Annotated in this window: 12 protein-coding genes; 4 read left to right on the plus strand and 8 right to left on the minus strand. The window is 72.0% G+C overall.

All coding sequences use genetic code 11. The annotated features are described in order from the left end of the window. Positions 1 to 17: 17 nt before the first annotated feature. Positions 18 to 1,169, plus strand: a complete 1,152-nt coding sequence (locus ACFYOJ_RS18330; protein WP_356557342.1) for an aldose epimerase family protein — start codon at positions 18 to 20, stop codon at positions 1,167 to 1,169. Between the two features lie 112 nt (positions 1,170 to 1,281). Here ACFYOJ_RS18330 and ACFYOJ_RS18335 read toward each other — a convergent pair whose 3' ends face one another. Continuing rightward, positions 1,282 to 2,250: an arabinan endo-1,5-alpha-L-arabinosidase gene (locus ACFYOJ_RS18335; protein ID WP_388597280.1), complete on the minus strand. Its 969-nt coding sequence runs from the start codon at positions 2,248 to 2,250 to the stop codon at positions 1,282 to 1,284. Between the two features lie 269 nt (positions 2,251 to 2,519). On the opposite strand from ACFYOJ_RS18335, the gene ACFYOJ_RS18340 reads away from it, so the two are divergent. Both ACFYOJ_RS18340 and ACFYOJ_RS18345 read left to right on the plus strand, forming a co-directional pair. Further along, positions 2,520 to 4,079 carry a substrate-binding domain-containing protein gene (locus tag ACFYOJ_RS18340; protein WP_356558215.1) on the plus strand — a complete coding sequence of 520 codons (1,560 nt, stop codon included), beginning with the start codon at positions 2,520 to 2,522 and terminating at the stop codon, positions 4,077 to 4,079. A 132-nt stretch (positions 4,080 to 4,211) separates the two neighbouring features. Further along, positions 4,212 to 7,004, plus strand: a complete 2,793-nt coding sequence (locus ACFYOJ_RS18345) for a beta-galactosidase (RefSeq protein ID WP_356558214.1) — start codon at positions 4,212 to 4,214, stop codon at positions 7,002 to 7,004. A 6-nt stretch (positions 7,005 to 7,010) separates the two neighbouring features. Here the strand turns inward: ACFYOJ_RS18345 and ACFYOJ_RS18350 are convergent, their stop codons facing one another. From ACFYOJ_RS18350 to ACFYOJ_RS18380, 7 genes are all read right to left on the minus strand, one after another. After that, a complete protein-coding gene (locus tag ACFYOJ_RS18350) occupies positions 7,011 to 8,516 on the minus strand; it encodes an alpha-N-arabinofuranosidase (protein WP_356558213.1) in 1,506 nt (501 codons plus the stop codon). A 55-nt stretch (positions 8,517 to 8,571) separates the two neighbouring features. After that, complete coding sequence (locus ACFYOJ_RS18355; RefSeq protein WP_356558212.1) at positions 8,572 to 9,543, minus strand: arabinan endo-1,5-alpha-L-arabinosidase; 972 nt, start codon at positions 9,541 to 9,543, stop codon at positions 8,572 to 8,574. Positions 9,544 to 9,565: 22 nt separating this feature from the next. Next, positions 9,566 to 10,432 carry a carbohydrate ABC transporter permease gene (locus tag ACFYOJ_RS18360; protein ID WP_356558211.1) on the minus strand — a complete coding sequence of 289 codons (867 nt, stop codon included), beginning with the start codon at positions 10,430 to 10,432 and terminating at the stop codon, positions 9,566 to 9,568. Further along, entirely contained in the window at positions 10,429 to 11,367 is a 939-nt protein-coding gene (locus tag ACFYOJ_RS18365; protein ID WP_356558210.1) for a sugar ABC transporter permease, read from the minus strand. Before ACFYOJ_RS18365 ends, ACFYOJ_RS18360 begins: the two co-directional genes overlap by 4 nt. Further along, positions 11,364 to 12,713 (minus strand): extracellular solute-binding protein, encoded by a 1,350-nt coding sequence (locus ACFYOJ_RS18370; protein WP_356558209.1) that lies wholly within the window; start codon positions 12,711 to 12,713, stop codon positions 11,364 to 11,366. Before ACFYOJ_RS18370 ends, ACFYOJ_RS18365 begins: the two co-directional genes overlap by 4 nt. A 532-nt stretch (positions 12,714 to 13,245) precedes the next feature. Then, positions 13,246 to 14,094 carry an SMP-30/gluconolactonase/LRE family protein gene (locus tag ACFYOJ_RS18375; protein ID WP_356558208.1) on the minus strand — a complete coding sequence of 283 codons (849 nt, stop codon included), beginning with the start codon at positions 14,092 to 14,094 and terminating at the stop codon, positions 13,246 to 13,248. Next, entirely contained in the window at positions 14,091 to 14,864 is a 774-nt protein-coding gene (locus ACFYOJ_RS18380; protein WP_356558207.1) for an IclR family transcriptional regulator, read from the minus strand. The genes ACFYOJ_RS18375 and ACFYOJ_RS18380 overlap by 4 nt, the downstream gene beginning before the upstream one ends. A 626-nt stretch (positions 14,865 to 15,490) precedes the next feature. Here ACFYOJ_RS18380 and ACFYOJ_RS18385 point away from each other — a divergent pair. Beyond that, complete coding sequence (locus ACFYOJ_RS18385; protein WP_356558206.1) at positions 15,491 to 16,528, plus strand: rod shape-determining protein; 1,038 nt, start codon at positions 15,491 to 15,493, stop codon at positions 16,526 to 16,528. Positions 16,529 to 16,541: the final 13 nt, after the last annotated feature.

Below are 16,541 nucleotides of genomic sequence, written 5' to 3' on the forward strand. Positions count from 1 at the left end.
AAGTCACAGGAGCCGCAATGGAACTGAGCAGACGCACGGTCATGGCATCCGCCGCGGCGGCGGGCATCGCCGCCACCACCACGCTCGGCGGCACGGCACACGCCACGGGAGGCAGGAAACCGGTGAAGGAGCTCTTCGGCAAGCTCGCCGACGGCACGAAGGTGTACCGCTGGTCGCTGGAGAACGGCGGCACGCGGATGAAGGTGCTGTCGTACGGCGGCATCGTGCAGTCCCTGGAGATCCCCGACCGCCGGGGCCGCTACGCGAACGTCTCCCTGGGCTTCGACAACCTCGACGACTACGTGGCCTCCAGCCCGTACTTCGGCGCCCTGATCGGGCGTTACGGCAACCGCATCGACAAGGGCCGCTTCACCCTGGACGGCAAGCAGTACCAGCTCTCCGTCAACGACGGCGAGAACTCCCTGCACGGCGGCGCCCAGGGCTTCGACAAGCGGGTGTGGGACGTCGAGCCGTTCGCCGAGGGCTCCGACGTCGGCCTGGTCCTGCACCACACCAGCGTCGACGGCGAGATGGGCTACCCGGGCACGCTCCGGGCGAAGGTGACGTACACCCTCACCCGGCGCGGCGACTGGCGCATCGACTACGAGGCCACCACCGACAAGGCCACCGTCGTCAACCTCACCAGCCACGTCTACTGGAACCTGGCCGGCGAGGGCAGCGGCACGATCGAGGACCACGAGCTGTCGATCGCCGCCTCCCGCTTCACGCCGACCGACGCGGGTCTGATCCCCACCGGCGAGCTGGCGAAGGTCGCGGGCACCGCGTTCGACTTCCGCCGTGCCAAGCCGATCGGCCGGGACATCCGGGACGACCACCCCCAGCTGATCACCGCCAAGGGCTTCGACCACAACTGGGTGCTGGACAAGGGCATCACCTCCCGCCCCGAGCACATAGCCACCCTGCGCGACGGCTCCTCCGGCCGCACCCTGCGCATCGCCACCGACCAGCCGGGACTGCAGTTCTACTCCGGCAACTTCCTCGACGGCACCCTGACCGGCAGCGGCGGTTCCGTCTACCGGCAGGGCGACGGGCTGTGCCTGGAGACGCAGCACTTCCCGGACTCGCCGAACCAGCCGTCGTTCCCGTCGACGGTGCTGCGGCCGGGACAGACCTACCGGACGTCGACGGTGCACTCGTTCGACGCGTGAGCCGTGATGCCGTGATGCCGTGACGCGGTGACGATGTGACGACGTGAAAGGGCGGTCCGCGCTTCCCGCGCGGGCCGCCCTCTCCCGTTCCTGTGCGGATCCGTGCCGGCGCTCAGTAGGCGACGGGCCAGCCGCTGCTCCAGTCCAGCAGGTTGATGCCGAGCTTGGGCGTGCCGTTGTCGTTGCCGTCGTAGTAGTGGTAGACGAGCAGGTCGCCGTCGACGTCCTTCATGACCGACTGGCCGCCGGGGCCGATGACGCTGCCGTGCGACTCGAGGACGGGCGTGCCGCCGTTGTCCGTCATCGGGACGCCGTTGCGGTCGCGGTAGGGCCCGGTGACGCTGGTGGCCCGGCCCACCTTGATCTTGTAGGTGGAGGCGGTGCCGGCGCAGCAGGTGTCGTACGAGGCGAAGAGGTAGTAGTACCCGTTCCGCTTGACGATGTACGGCGCCTCGACGGCCTTCGTCCCGGTGGGGCGGGAGGCGAGGGAGCGGCGGGCGGTGTCGGAGGAGAGCTGCTTCCCGGTGGACGGGTCGATGCGGATCATCTTGATGCCGGTCCACCAGCTGCCGAAGGACAGCCACCACTTGCCGTCGTCGTCGACGAAGAGGTTGGGGTCGATGGCGTTGTAGTCGCTGGAGGCGTCGGAGGTGTAGACGATGCCGTAGTCGCTCCAGCTGCCGGGCTGTCCGGTGGTGGAGCCGGCGAGCCCGATGGCGGAGGTGTTGGTGCCGAACTTCGAGACGGAGTAGTACATCAGGTACTTGCCGCCGTGGTACGAGATGTCGGGCGCCCAGGCCTCCGGGACGGAGGAGTACCGGGACCACCAGGACGGCCGGGTGCCGAAGGCGTCCGCGCCGGCGGCGAAGGCGGTGCGGTCGCCCGACGTCCGGCTGCTGATGCCGCCGCCGGTGGCGTAGAGCTGGTACTGCCCGGAGGCGGTGCGGATCATCGTCGGGTCGTGCACGACGACGGAGCCGGTGACCCTGCCGGGCCCCGGGTACGCCGACGCCGTGGACGGGACGAGGGCGAGCAGGGCGGCGGCGGGGAGAGCGAGCAGTGCGGTTCTCGTGCGGCTCATGGGGGGACACTCCTGTTCGGGATGTCGAACATCGATCGCTCTTTCGGACGGAACGTAGGGGTGATCCCCCGGCGCGTCAACGCCTCGCGCAGCAACCGCAACCAACGCCCGGAGAACACCGCGCGCAACAGATGACACACCGGTGAATTCGGGACGGACGGTCCGCGCACCCCCTCCCGGCCGCCCCCTCCCCCGGTCACCATGGCCTCCCCGCCCGCCGTCCGCGCGAGCACGCGAGCGCGCTGCCCGTCCTGTCCCTGGAGTCGGAAGTGAACGGTGTTACGTGGGAGTCGGTGATCGCCGTGCTCGGCCTCGCCGTGCCCGTGGCCGCCGCCCTGTGGGAGTTCTTCCTCGCCGGCCGCAAACGGCTCGGCTACCGGGTGCAGATGGACACCACCGCCCGGGACTCGGCCACCTCCTCCGGGCCGGAGGCCGGGATCCTGCGGCGGATGCAGTGGGACGGCGCCGATCTGCGCGATCCGTCGGTCGTCCTGCTGCGCATCGAGAACGCCGGCTGGTCCCCGATCGTCGAGGACGACTACATGGCCCCCGCCAACGACCCGGTGGGCATACGCGTGGCGTTCCCGGGCCGCCGCGTGGTCGGCATGGTCGTGACGGAGTGCAGCCACACCGTGCTGCGCGACTTCTTCGCACCGGGAACACCGGGCTTCCGGGCCACGGACGGTGTCATCAGGCTGCCCAAGGTGAAGCTCAACCGCCGGGCGCACTACAAGGTCCTGGCCGTCCTGGACCGTCTTCCGGACTTCACGGAGACCGACTTCCCCGACCCGGAGATCACCGCGGGTGTCGTCGGCGGGGTACGCGGCGGGACCATCAGGAGGACCGAGTACTACCCCTTCGCCTCCCGGCCGGTGCGCTGGCTGCTCGCCGTCCTCATCATGGTGAGCGTCACCCAGTCCGTGTCCGCCTTCACCCGGGACGGCGACGCGCGGGCGGCGCCGCTGGACTGTGCCGAGGGGACGCTGTACCTGTCGGGCTCCACCGCGTTCGAGCCGGTGCTGAAGGAGGCCGCGCAGCAGTACACGAAGACCTGCCCCGGCGCCCGCATCCCCGTGACCGAGGGCACCTTCGACGGCAGCGTCCCCGGTCTGGACGCCCTCGCCGCGGCCGGTGAGAAGCACAGGGCGGAGGAAGGGCTGGGCGACCGGCTGGCCTTCAGCGACGGCCCCAAGGCCGACGGCCGGCCCCAGTTGCTGCCGCGGCCCGTGGCCCTGTCCCTGTTCACCCTCGTCGTCGACGAGGACACCGGCGTCCGGGACCTGTCGCTGGACCAGGTGCGGCGCATCCTCGCCGGGGAGATCACCGACTGGAGCCAGGTGAAGGGCCGGCCCCTGCCCGTCCAGCTGATCGGCCGTCACCCCGGCTCGGGCACCCGGGCGGCGCTGCAGAAACAGGTGCTGGACGGCCGTCCCCTCCTCGCGACCACGGTCGACGACTGCGCCGGCCTCGACCCGAAGACCCCCGGCCGCTGCGAGACGCGCGACACACCGTTGCTGCTGAAGGCCGTGGCCTCCACGCCCGGAGCCCTCGGCTACAGCGAGGCCGCCCTCGCCGCCGCCCACGAGGGCGTACGGCCGGTCCGCATCGACGGCTACCCGGCGACCCTGGAGGGCGCCGACCAGGGCGCGTACCCGTACTGGGAGACGGAGATCGCCTACACCTACGGCGAGCCCCCGGCCGGCTCCCTCGCCGCGAGCTTCCTGCGCTACCTCTCCGACGAGGTCGGCAAGGACATCATCCGCGCCAAGGGCCACCGCCCCTGCTCCGAACTGGACAAGCCGCTGCTGTGCCGGCCGGACGGGGACTGAGATCCCCGACCCCGCCCGGCCGGGAGCGGGGCCGTCCGCGCTCCGCGGCGGTCGCGTGCGGCCCCGGTGACGCCCGTTGACACAATGACCCGGCACGGGCAGTACGGACAGGCGGCACCAGGAGAGGCTCCCTTGGAGCTCAGCAGACACCACAGGCACAGCGGGCACAGCGGGATCGGCAGACGGGCGTTCGGCGCCCTCGCGGGCACCGCCGTCCTCGGTCTCGCGCTCGGCGGCAGCGCGAGCGGCGGGACGGTACCGGCGTCCGGTCCGCCCGGGCCCGTCCCCACCGGTCCCCCGCCCGGGCCGCCCGGCGCCGACGGGGTCCGCCACCGGGTCGCCCTCGACCGGCGCTCCCTGCTGGTCGACGGCAGGCGCCTCGTCCTGTGGGCCGGTGAGCTGCAGCCCTTCCGGCTGCCGAGCCCCTCCCTGTGGCGGGACGTGCTGCAGAAGCTGCGGGCGTCCGGCTTCAACGCGGTCACCGTGCCCCTCGCCTGGAACCAGCACTCCCCCGCCCCCGGCCGCTACGACTTCACCGGCGTCCGCGACCTGGACCTGTTCCTGCGCACGGCCGCCGAGACCGGCCTGTACGTCGTCCTGCGCCCCGGGCCGTACATCGGCGCGGACGTCGACGCGGGCGGCCTGCCGGGCTGGCTGGCGACGACCGGGGGCCGGCCCCGCACCGCCGACCCGGCGTATCTGCGCCACGCCGACGAGTGGCTGCGCCGCGTCGACGCCGTCGCCGCCCGGCACCAGTACACCCGGGGCACCGGCACCGTCCTGCTCTACCGGCTCGACGCCCCCCGGCGCGCCGAACTGACCCGCCTGCACGAGCGGATCCGCGCGGACGGCATCGAGGTGCCCCTCCTCCACGACGGCACGCCGGTCCCCTGGGCGAAGGAGCGGCGGGCCGCGGACGCGGCCGAGGCGCGGCGGGTCCATCTCGGCGATCTCGCCGACGGGGTGACGCTGCATCACGTCGGCCCGGTCTTCGGCGGCTCCTCGTGGGGCTGGCTGGCCGCGCCCTCGGCGCCCGGGCCCGTCCACGAGCCGGCGGCGGCCCTCGACGCGGCGCGCAGGCCCACGGAGCTGCTCGCCCCGCTCCACCAGATCGGCCATCTCCTGCGCCACGTGCCGGGTTTCACGCGGCTGGAGGCGGCGTCCGCCGTGCGGGCAGGCGACGCCCGGATCGGCGTACGGCACCTGACCGACCCGGACACCGGCGCCCATGCGTACGTCCTGCGCAACGACACGTCCCACGAGGTGACGTCCACGCTGCCGCTGGACGGCACCGACGTGCCGGTCACCGTGCCCGCGCGGGACGCCAGGCTGCTCGCCGCCGGTCTCGACCTGGGCGGCGGACGCCGACTGGCGTACGCCACCGTGCAGCCCATGGCGACGCTGAGCGCGGGACGGCTGGACATCGCCGTCTTCACCGGGCGGACCGGGGAGACGGCCCACGTGGTGCTGGACTGCCCCGAGGAGCCGTCGCCCGCCCGGCTCGACGAGGAGGCCGCCTGGGCGTACCAGGACGGCCGGCTGCACGTGACCGCGCCGCTGGGCGCGCAGGGCCTGGCCCGGGTGCGGGTGCGCGGCGCCGGCTCGGACCGCACCCTGCTGCTGATCCTCGCCGACGACGCCCTCTCCCTGCGGCTGTGGCCGTACGAGACGCCGTCGGGCAAGGGGCTCGTGTACGGTCCGGCGCTGCTGCGCGAGGCGGTCCTGGACGGCGACACCGTCCGGCTGACCGGGGACATGGACGAGGCGTACGGGCTGGAGGTGTGGGCGCCGCGCGGCATCACCGGCGTCACCTTCAACGGCCGGGCGCTCGCCACGTCCGTCAGCAGTGCCGGGAGCCTGCGGACCGGGCGGCGACTGCCCGGTGCGCCCGAAGTGACACTGCCCGCGCTCGGCGGCTGGCGGCGCCGGGAGGAGAACCCGGAGGCCCGGCCCGGTTTCGACGACTCGGGGTGGACGGCCGCCGACCGCCGGACGTCGTACAGCAGCACGCCCGTGCCCGGGGACCGGCCCGTGCTCTTCGCCGACGACTACGGATTCCACTACGGCGACGTCTGGTACCGGGGCCGTCTCACCGGCATCGACGGGCTGGAGACCGTCTCGCTGTCCTACAGCACGGGCGCGCGCGGCATGCTCATGGCGTGGCTGGACGGGGAGCCGCTGGGCACGCACCGGACGGGACGCGAGGAGGAGGAGAAGGAGAAGGAGAAGGGGACGTGGACCGCGACGGCCCGGCTCCGGCTGCCGCAGGCGCTGCGCAGGCGGCTGCGCGAGCCGCGGCGTGACGGGCGGCCCCGCACCGGCGTCCTGTCCGTCCTGGTCCGGCGCACCCGGCACGACCAGGACGACCTCCTGGCGGCCCGCGGGCTCACGTCGGTCTCCTTCGACGGCGCCTCGCCCGCCGTGCGCTGGCGGATCCAGGGCGCGGCCGCGCCCGACCCCGTGCGCGGCCCGCTGAACAACGGCGGGCTGTACGGGGAGCGGGAGGGCTGGCACCTGCCCGGGTACGACGACGCCGGCTGGGAGTCCGTGCCCTTCCCGCGCACGGAGCGGCGCCAGGGCGTGACCTGGTACCGGACGGTGTTCCGGCTGGACGTGCCGCCGGACGTCGACGCCGCGGTGGGGCTCGCCCTCGGGGACGGCCCGGGCCGCGACCACCGCGTCCAGGTCTTCCTGAACGGCTGGAACCTGGGCGAGCACGCCGGCGGCGCGGCCGTCCGGCAGCCCCTCGTCCTGCCGAACGGCATCCTGCGCACGCGCGCCGCCGTCAACACCCTCGCCCTGGCGGTGCTGTCCGGCGGCGGGGCCCCGGCGGGGCCGGGGCCGGTGCGGCTCGTCCTGCTGGGCCGCGCGGCCGGAGGAGTGCCGGTGGAACCGGTCGCCTCCCCCGGCCGCCGGGAGCCCTGAGACGGCTCAGCCGAGCCGGATCATGTTCCAGGACAGCGGCTCCAGGACGGCGCTCAGCCGGCCGTCCTGGAGGGTGGTGCCCTCGACCGCGTGCGGGACGACCCGCTCGGGCTCGGCGAGCGTGTTGCGGGCGCCGGGGTCGGCGTCCGCGAGGGCGCTGTGCTCGACGACCTCGCTCAGGTCGAGGCCGTTGAGGGCGACCTCGAGCGGCAGCGACTCGGTGCGCGAGCGGTTGACGGCGAAGACGGTCACGGTGCCGTCCTCGGCGCGCACGGCGGTGGCGTGCAGCAGGTCGGCCTCGCCGTACTTCTTCGTCTCGTACGTCGGCGAGTCCACGCGGACGTCGAGGACCTCGCCGCGGCCGTACTTCGAGGCCTGGGCGAAGGGGAAGAACGTCGTCTGGCGCCAGGCGGGGCCGCCGGGCTCGGTCATGATCGGGGCGATGACGTTGACGAGCTGGGCGAGGCAGGCGACGGTGACGCGGTCGGCGTGCCGCAGCAGGGCGATGAGCAGCGAGCCGAAGACGACGGCGTCGGTGACGTCGTAGCTGTCCTCGAGCAGGCGGGGGGCCTCGGGCCAGTCCAGGGCGCTGACCTCGGCCTGGGTCCGGGACAGGTACCAGACGTTCCACTCGTCGAAGGAGAGGTTGATCTTCTTCTTCGACTTGAGGCGGGCGCCGATGTGGTCGCAGGTGGCGACGACGTTCTCGATGAAGGACTCCATGTCCACGGCGGAGGCCAGGAAGGAGTCGACGTCGCCGTCGAGCGGCTCGTAGTAGGCGTGCAGGGAGATGTAGTCGACGAGGTCGTACGTCTCCTTGAGGACCGTCGCCTCCCACTCGGCGAAGGTCTCCATGGCCTGGCCGGAGGAGCCGCAGGCGACGAGTTCGAGGTCCGGCTCGATCTGGCGCATGGCGCGGGCGGTCTCGGCGGCGAGGCGGCCGTACTCCTCGGCCGTCTTGTGGCCGGTCTGCCAGGGGCCGTCCATCTCGTTGCCGAGGCACCACAGCTTGATGCCGAACGGGTCCTTGTCGCCGTGCTCGACGCGCAGGTCCGACAGGGCGGTGCCGGATGGGTGGTTGGCGTACTCCTGGAGCTCCAGGGCCTCGGCGACGCCGCGGGTGCCGAGGTTGACGGCCATCATCGGCTCGGCCTGGGGGCCGACCTTCTTGAGGAAGGCGATGTACTCGGACAGGCCGAAGCGGTTGGTCTCGGTGGAGCGCCAGGCGAGGTCCAGGCGGCGCGGGCGGTCCTCGACCGGGCCGACGGAGTCCTCCCACTTGAAGCCGGAGACGAAGTTGCCGCCGGGGTAGCGGATGGCGGTGACGCCGAGCTCCCGGACCAGCTCCAGCACGTCCTGGCGCAGGCCGGCCTCGTCGGCGGTGGGGTGGCCGGGCTCGTAGATGCCGGTGTAGACGCAACGGCCGAGGTGCTCCACGAAGGAGCCGAACAGGCGGGGGTTGACCTCGGCGACGGTGAAGGCGGGGTCGAGGGTGAAGCGGGCGGTACGCATTGCGTCCTTTCGGGGGGTGTGCTGGTGCTTCGGGGAAGGCGGGAGAGGCCGGGGGTCACGGACGGACGGCCGGCCAGCCGCTCTTGGTCCAGGTCAGGGCGTTGAGGCCGAGCTTGGGCGTGCCCGCGTCCTCGGCGTCGTAGTAGTGGTAGGCCAGCCAGTCCGTGCCGCGGTCGCGGAAGAGGGACTGGCCGCCGGTGCCGATGAAGCGGCCGTGGCCCTCCAGCAGCAGGTCGCCGCCGCCCTGCAGCATCGGCTTGCCGGTGCTGTCGGTGTAGGGGCCGGTGATCGAGGTCGAGCGCCCGACCTTGATCTTGTACGTGCTGTTCACGCCGGAGCAGCACGCGTCGTAGGAGGCGAAGAGGTAGTAGTAGCGGCCGTGCTTGACGATGGCCGGGCCCTCGACGGCGTAGGGCTCGTCCGGGCGGGTCGCCAGGTGGTGGACGGTGGCGCCCTCGACGGCCTTGCCCGTCCCGGGGTCCAGTTCGACCATGCGGATGCCGGACCAGTAGGAGCCGAAGGCCATCCACAGCCTGCCGTCGGCGCGGATCACGTTCGGGTCGATGGCGTTCCAGGTGTCGGTCGTCTCGGAGGAGAAGACCTTGCCGTGGTCGGTCCAGGTGCCGGGCAGGCCGGTGCGGGAGGTGGCGACGCCGATCGCGGAGTGGTTGGTGCCCCAGGAGGAGACCGCGTAGTAGAGCCAGTAGCGGCCGTCGCGGTAGGAGAGGTCGGGGGCCCACGGGTCGCCGGTGTCGTTGTACTCGTACCACCAGCTCGGCGGCTCGGCGAAGGCGTTGCCCGCGTCGTTCCAGTGGACGCCGTCCTCGGAGGTGCGGGCGCCGATGACGCCGCCGGTCGAGTAGGCCACGTAGCCGCCCGACTTGAGGCGCAGGACCGTGGGGTCGTGGATGATCTCCTGGCCGCTGATCGGCCGGGGGTCGGGGTAGAGGGTGTCCGCCTGCGCGGTGGCCGGCAGGAAGGCCAGCACGGCGGCGGCGAGGACGGTGGCGACTCTCAGACGCTTCATACGAGAACTCCTGTCGGTCCGGTCACTGGCCGGCGAGGCCGGTGTGCGCGACACCCGCCACGATCTGGCGCTGGAAGAAGACGAAGATGATGATCAGCGGGAGTCCCGCCATGAGGCCGCCGGCCATGAGCTGGGCCCACTGGATGCCGTAGGAGTTCATGACGGTCGCGATGCCGTTCGGCATGGTCATCAGGTCGGGGTTGTTGGTGACCATGTAGGGCCACAGGAAGTTGTTCCACGAGCCGATGAAGGTGAAGATGCCGACCGCCGCGAGCGAGGGGCGCGACAGCGGCAGGATGATCGTGAAGAAGACCCGCCAGCGGCCCGCGCCGTCGATGAAGGCGGCCTCCTCCAGTTCGCGCGGGATGCCCTGGAAGAACTTGTAGAGGATGAAGACCATCGCGGCGGGCGCGCACTGCGGCAGGATCATGCCCCAGTAGGTGTCGACCATGCCCATCTGCTGGACGGTGGTGAACAGGGGCACGCCGAGGACGGCGGGCGAGACCATCAGGCCGGCCATGACGACGCCCATGAGGACGGCCTTGCCCTTGAACTCGGTGCGGGCGAAGCCGTATCCGGCGAGCGCGCTCACCAGCAGCACGATGAAGGTGACGCAGACGGAGACGACCAGCGAGTTCACGAACCAGTTGGTGATGTTGCCGGTCTCGAAGAGCGCCTTCCACGCCTGGCCCGTCCAGACCTCGGGCAGCCAGTGCGGCGGGATCTCGGCGGCCTCGGCCTCGGCCTTGAACGAGGTGAGCAGGGCCGCAGCGATCGGCGCCACGAAGAGGGCGGAGACGACGATGCCGGTCAGGGTGAGGACGATCTGGCTGGGGGTCCAGCGCTTGCGGGACTTGGTGCGTATCGGCGTGGTCGCGGCGGTGGTCATCGGCCGCCCTCCTCACGGTTGCGCAGCAGCCACATCCGTGCCACGGCGACGGCTGCGATGATCACGAAGAAGATGATGGACATCGCGGAGGCGTAGCCCACGCGGTAGCTGGTGAAGCCCTGTTCGAGGGTGTACTGGACGAAGGAGCGGGTGCTGAGCTCCGGTCCGGGGCCGAAGTCCATCATCACGACGGCCTGGTCGAACAGCTGCAGCGAGGCGAGGATCTGGAGCGCGATCACCAGGCCGGTGATGTTGCGCAGCATCGGCAGGGTGATGTGGATCATGCGGTGCCAGGCGTTCGCCCCGTCCAGCTTGGCCGCCTCGTAGAGGTGGCCGGGGATGCCCTGGAGGGCGGCGAGGTAGAGCAGGAAGCTGAACCCGACCGTCCACCACAGGGTCTGGATGACGATCGCGAGCATGGCGTACGACTTGTCGGTCAGCCAGGGCGTGTCGATCCCGAGGGTGTGGTTGAACAGGCCGATGCCCTGGGTGAACAGCCACTGCCACATGTTGGCGGCGACCGTCGACGGCAGCAGGAACGGCACGAAGAAGCACAGCCGCCACAGCCACTTGCCGCGCTCGATGTGGTGGGCGAGCAGCGCGAGGAGGAGCGCCATGACGGTGATGCAGGGCACCACCAGCAGCGTGAAGTACGCGCTGTGGCCGAGCGATTCCCACATCGCCGCGTCGCCCAGCGCCTCGCGGTAGTTGTCGAGGCCGACGAAGCTCGTGTCCGCGCCGGAGATGTTGGCGTCCGTGAAGCTGAGGTAGACGCCGCGCAGCAGCGGCCAGATCACGAACATCACGAAGAGGGCCAGGAAGGGGGCGACGAACCAGCCCCCGTGCTGGAAGCCCTGCTTGCGGCGGACGGTCTCGCCGGCCGCGGCGGTCTTCGCCCGCGCCGGGGCGATGACGGTCTCAGCACTGGTCGTCATGCGACCGCACCTCCCTGCGCGGCGGTCCTGCCGTCCATCGGGTTCTTCGAGGCGAGGAGCTTGGTGAGCCGGCTCTTCATCTGCCGGGCGACGGCGTCCGGCTTGGCGGAGCCCATCGTCGAGGAGACGGCGAGCGGGCCGAGGTCCTGGGCGAGGACGCCGGTGGAGCCCGCGAACCACACCTTCGGCTCGGTGGCCTGGTGGTCCATGGCGCTCACGTACTCGTTCTGCGGCTCGAGCTTCTTGTACGCGTCCGTGGACAGGGTCGGCGTGTAGGCGGGGATGTGCCCGCCGGCGGCCCACTGCTGGGCGTGCTGGACGACGTACGCGGCGAGCCGGTGGGCGGCCTCGTTGGTGGCTCCGCCGCGGCCCGCCTGGTGCGGGAGGACGAAGGCGTGGGACTCGGCGTGGGTGGCCTGCTTGCCGAAGACGGGCGGCAGCGGGGCGGCGCCGTACTCCAGCTTCGCGCCGGAGAAGACGGGCACCGACCAGTTGCCCTCCCAGGTGAAGGGGGCGCCGTTGATGAACTGCTCACCGGTGGGCGCGCCGGGGATGACGTACCCGTCGGTGACGTGCCGGCGGAGGAACTCCAGGACCTCGGTGGCCTTGTCGGTGTCGAAGGTGACCTCGGTGTTGGCGTCGTCGAACCAGGTGCCGCCGAGCTGGGTGTAGAAGGTGACGAAGAACCACCACTGGAAGTTCTGGTCGTTGGCCCACAGGCCGATGGTCTGCAGGCCCTTCTTCTGGGCCGCCTTGGCCTTCTTCAGGATGTCGAACCACTCGGTGGTGGAGGTCGCCTGGACCATCCGGCCGTCGTCGCCGAGCAGGTCCGCCTTCTTCAGCACGTCCTTGCGGTAGTAGCAGAGCTGGACGTGGATGTCGAGCGGCAGGGCGTAGAGCTTGCCGTCGATGACGCCGCGGTCCCACAGCGCGGGGTTGTAGTCCTCCTTCTTCACGCCGTACTTGGCGAGGAGGTCCATGTCCCAGGCGTCGAGGAGCCGCCCCGGCGAGAAGCCGGTGACCCGGCCCAGGTGCATGACCCCGAGGTCGGGGGCGCGGTTGCCCGCTGCCGCCATGGCGAGCTTGGTGTAGAAGGGGTTGCCCCACTGGAGGGTGGAGTCCTTCACGTCGATGCCGGGCGTCTCCTCACGGAAGGAGTCCAGCATCGCGATCATGTTGTAGCCGTCGCCGCCACTGAAGAGGTTCCAGTAGCGCACTCGTGTGGCCGCGTCGGAGGCCAAGGCGTCGGCGCCCGTGCCCAGGGCGGCGAAGCCGAAGCTGCCCGCGACCGTCAGGCCGCCCGCCGCGGCCAGAAAGTGCCTGCGATTCAGGCCAGGTCGTCCCATGCCCTGCCCCATCTGTCGGTGTGTACCTGTGGAGAGAAGCTCGTGTTCGATATTTCGAAACGCGCTCGTAACTTCGAACGGAAACTAAGGTGGGAGCGCGGCCACGTCAATAAGTTGCTCAGCTACTTTTGAGCAACGATGGCTTTTTCTCGCCCACGCACCGCGCCGGCCGGGGGCTCCGGAGCCCGGAGATCGGGCCCGGACGGGCCTCCGGCGCCGGGGCCGGAGGCGGCCGGCCGGCCCCGGACCAGGCCGCGTCGGGCGGCGGTCCGGACGGCATCCGGTGCATGCGGCCCGGGGGCCGCGGGAGTACAGTGCGGACGAGCGAGCGGGCACCCCTCCTCGCCGGCGCGCTCGATGTCCCTGTCCGGGCACCCTTTTCCGCAGGCCGCGAGGCCCTGCCCCAGCCCCTCTCCGAGGCGCCCGTCGCGTCCGTCCGCCGCACGGCGCGGCCGGAGGCCGGGACGCACGGCGTCATGGTGGCGGTACGGCGGCCCGGCGCGCGCCCGGCCGCCGTACGGCGTCGCCCCGGTCAGCCCCGGAACGCCGGCTGCCGCAGTCCCCTGCCCGCGCCCGGCACCACCAGCACCGACCCGGCGAGCGGGTGCGGGGCGGTGAGACCTGTGCGGGCCGTGGTGATGTAGAGGTCGGTCAGGCCGGCGCCGCCGAACGCGCAGGCCGTGACGAGGGGCACGGGCAGGCCGATCACCCGGTCCAGGGTGCCGTCCGGCGCGTAGCGGCGGACGGCCGCTCCGCCCCACAGCGCCACCCACACACCGCCCTCGGCGTCGACGGTGAGCCCGTCGGGGAGACCGGCGTCCTCCTCGACGGTGACGAAGGGGCGCCGGCCGGTGACCCGGCCGCTGCCGGCGTCGTGGTCGAGGACGTCGATCCGGCGGGTCGGCGAGTCGATGTAGTACATCAGCCGTCCGTCGGGGCTCCAGCCGGTGCCGTTGCTGACCGCCACGTCGTCCAGGACGGTCGTCGCGGTGCCGTCGCCCGTGAGCCGCAGGAGCGTGCCGCCGCCGGGCGCCTCGTCGTAGCGCATGGTGCCGGCCCAGAGGCTGCCGTCGGGGGCGACGGCCGCGTCGTTGGCCCGGCGGCCGGGCACCGGGGCGTGGTGCAGCAGGCGGAAGGCGCCGTCGGGGTCGGTGACGCCGATGCCGTCCCGCAGGTTCAGGACGAGCCCGCCGCCGGCCCGCGGCTTGGCCGCGCCCACGTGCTGCTCGGTGGTGCGCACCGTCCGCCGCCCGGAGACGGGATCGTAGGTGTGCACCCGGCAGCCCAGGATGTCCACCCAGATCAGCCGGCCCGCGTCCGCGTCCCAGGTCGGCCCCTCGCCGAGCTCCGCCTCGGCCCGCACCGCCACCTCGTACGTCATACCGCCCTCCGGTAGCCGAGGCGCTCGGACAGGTCGGCGGCGCCCTTGACGGCGAGCTCCTCCAGCTCGGCGCGGCGCTCCTCGCTCCAGCGGATCATGGGCACGGAGATCGACAGCGCGGCGACGACCCGCCCCGTGCGGTCCCGGACAGGGGCGGCGACGCAGGAGACGTCCGGGTTGGACTCCCGGTTCTCCACCGCGATGCCCCGCTCCCGGATCCCGGCCAGCGCCGTGCGCAGGGCGGCGGGGTCGGTGATGCTGTTCGGCGTCATCGCGGTCAGCTCGGTGCCGTCGGGGAAGCGGGCGGCGACCTCGTGCTCGGGCAGGGAGGCCAGCAGCATCTTGCCGACGGACGTGCAGTGGGCGGGCAGCTTCCGCCCCGCCGCCGACACCATGCGCACCGCGTGCGTGGAGTCGACCTTGGCGATGTAGATGACGTCCGTGTCCTCCAGGATGGCCACGTGCACGGTCTCGTCGCAGGTCTCGGCGACGCTCCGGGCGACCTGCTGACCCTCGGCGGCGAGGTCCAGGTGCTCGGCGTAGCGGGCCCCGAGCTGGTACGGACGCACCCCGAGCCGGTACCGTCCGGGCTGACCGGCCACGGGGACGATGTACTTGCGGGCGGCGAGCGTCGTGACCAGTTCGTGCACGGTGGTGCGCGGCAGCTGGAGGCGGCGCACGATGTCGGGGGCGGAGAGCGTGCCGTCCCCGTCGAGGAAGAGCTCCAGTATGTCGAGAGCCCGGGTGACGGCGGGTACGAGACGTCCCATGTCCGGCCCCCTCCTAGGTGTCTCAGGCGCCTGCGGTGACGATAGTTCGATGTTCGAGATATCAACAGGCGATCGGAATGGCGAACACAGGCTACTCACACTGCGTTTGCCGGGGCAATGGGCACACGGACGGTGACGACCCCTTCCGGTCTCGAACAGACGCACAGTTGTTCCCTAGAACAGGTGATCGTCGCTCATGAGAGCGCATGGGACCAGTGCGACCAGTGATACTTACGGTGCGCAAGCGACGGGCTGCAGACCGTGTTCGACGCGCAGGTCCCACTCAGGCAATACAAGGAGCAGCACGATCATGAACCTTCTCACCGACATCCTCGCCGGCCTCGTCCACTTCGTCGGCTGGCTGGTCTGACGGTCCGAGAAACCAGGCGGCGCCGCCTCCCCGTCCCAGGGAGGCGGCGCCGTCCGCGTGCCGGAGCACCCCGGGACCCGGCCCCTTACCCCCTTCTCCCCTTCCGCCCTTCTCCGGCACACCGGCGGGCCCCCCGTTCAGCGGCCCCCCGCCCGGCCCTCTCCGGAAGGCGTCCGCTCCCGGCCCCGCGCACGATGCCTAGGAGACCGGCCACCAGCCGGGGCCCGCACGGTCCGCGCTCTCGGGAGGAACCACCATGACCGCCACTCTGGAGCAGCTGCGCCGCTGCCACTTCGCCGTCGACCTCGGCGCGTCGCGGACCCGCGTCTACGTCAAGGACGTCGGGCTCGTCGTCGACCAGCCGTCCGCCGCCGCGGTCAACACCCGCACCGGCGCGCTGATCGCGGTGGGGGAGCTCGCGGAGAAGATGACGGGCCGCACCCCCGGCTACATCCGCGTCGTACGGCCCGTCTCCGGCGGCACGATCGTCGACATCGAGATGGCCCAGCGCATGCTGCGCCACCTGCTCGGCGACAAGATGCGCCGGGCGCTGCGCCGCAAGCCCCGGCTGCGGGCCGCCGTCTGCACCCCGCACGACGCCGATCCGCTGGCGCAGCGGGCGGCGATCGAGACGCTGGTCGGGATCGGCGCCCGGCGGGTGGAACTGGTGGACACGCTCATCGCCGCCGCGGTCGGCTGCGGACTGCCCGTGGAGCAGCCCGAGGCGACGATGATCATGGTGTGCGGGGCGCACGCCACGCAGGTGGCGGTGCTCTCCCTCGGCTCGATCGTGACCGCCGAACGCGTCCCGGTCGGCGGCGAGGCCGTCGACCACGCGATCGTGCAGCACCTGCGCCACCAGCACGAACTGGTGCTGCCCAGCCAGTCGGTACGTCCGCTGCAGATCGCCCTGTCCGGCAACGGGCTCACCGCGCAGGGCCCCGCGTCCACCGAGATCCACGGGCGGGACGTGGCCACGGGCCTGGCCCGCAGCGTGAAGGTCGACACCGCCGCGGTCCGCAACGCCATCCAGACGCCGCTGACGGCCGTGCTCGACGGCATCGGCAAGGTGCTGCGGGACTGCCCGCCGGACCTGGTCGCCGACCTCGCCGACCGCGGGATCATGATGGTGGGCGGCAGCGCGCTGCTGCCCGGCTTCGACCAGATGCTGCGCCAGGCCACCGGTATGCCGGTGCACATCGCGGAACGGCCCGACGTGTGTGCCGTCCAGGGCCTCGGCATCATGCTGGAGGGCCGGGTCGAGCCGCTTGCGCTGGACCCGCTGGCCGACTGAGCGCGTCACGAAC

It is taken from the genome of Streptomyces sp. NPDC006384, from assembly GCF_042870695.1.
GTDB lineage: Bacteria > Actinomycetota > Actinomycetes > Streptomycetales > Streptomycetaceae > Streptomyces.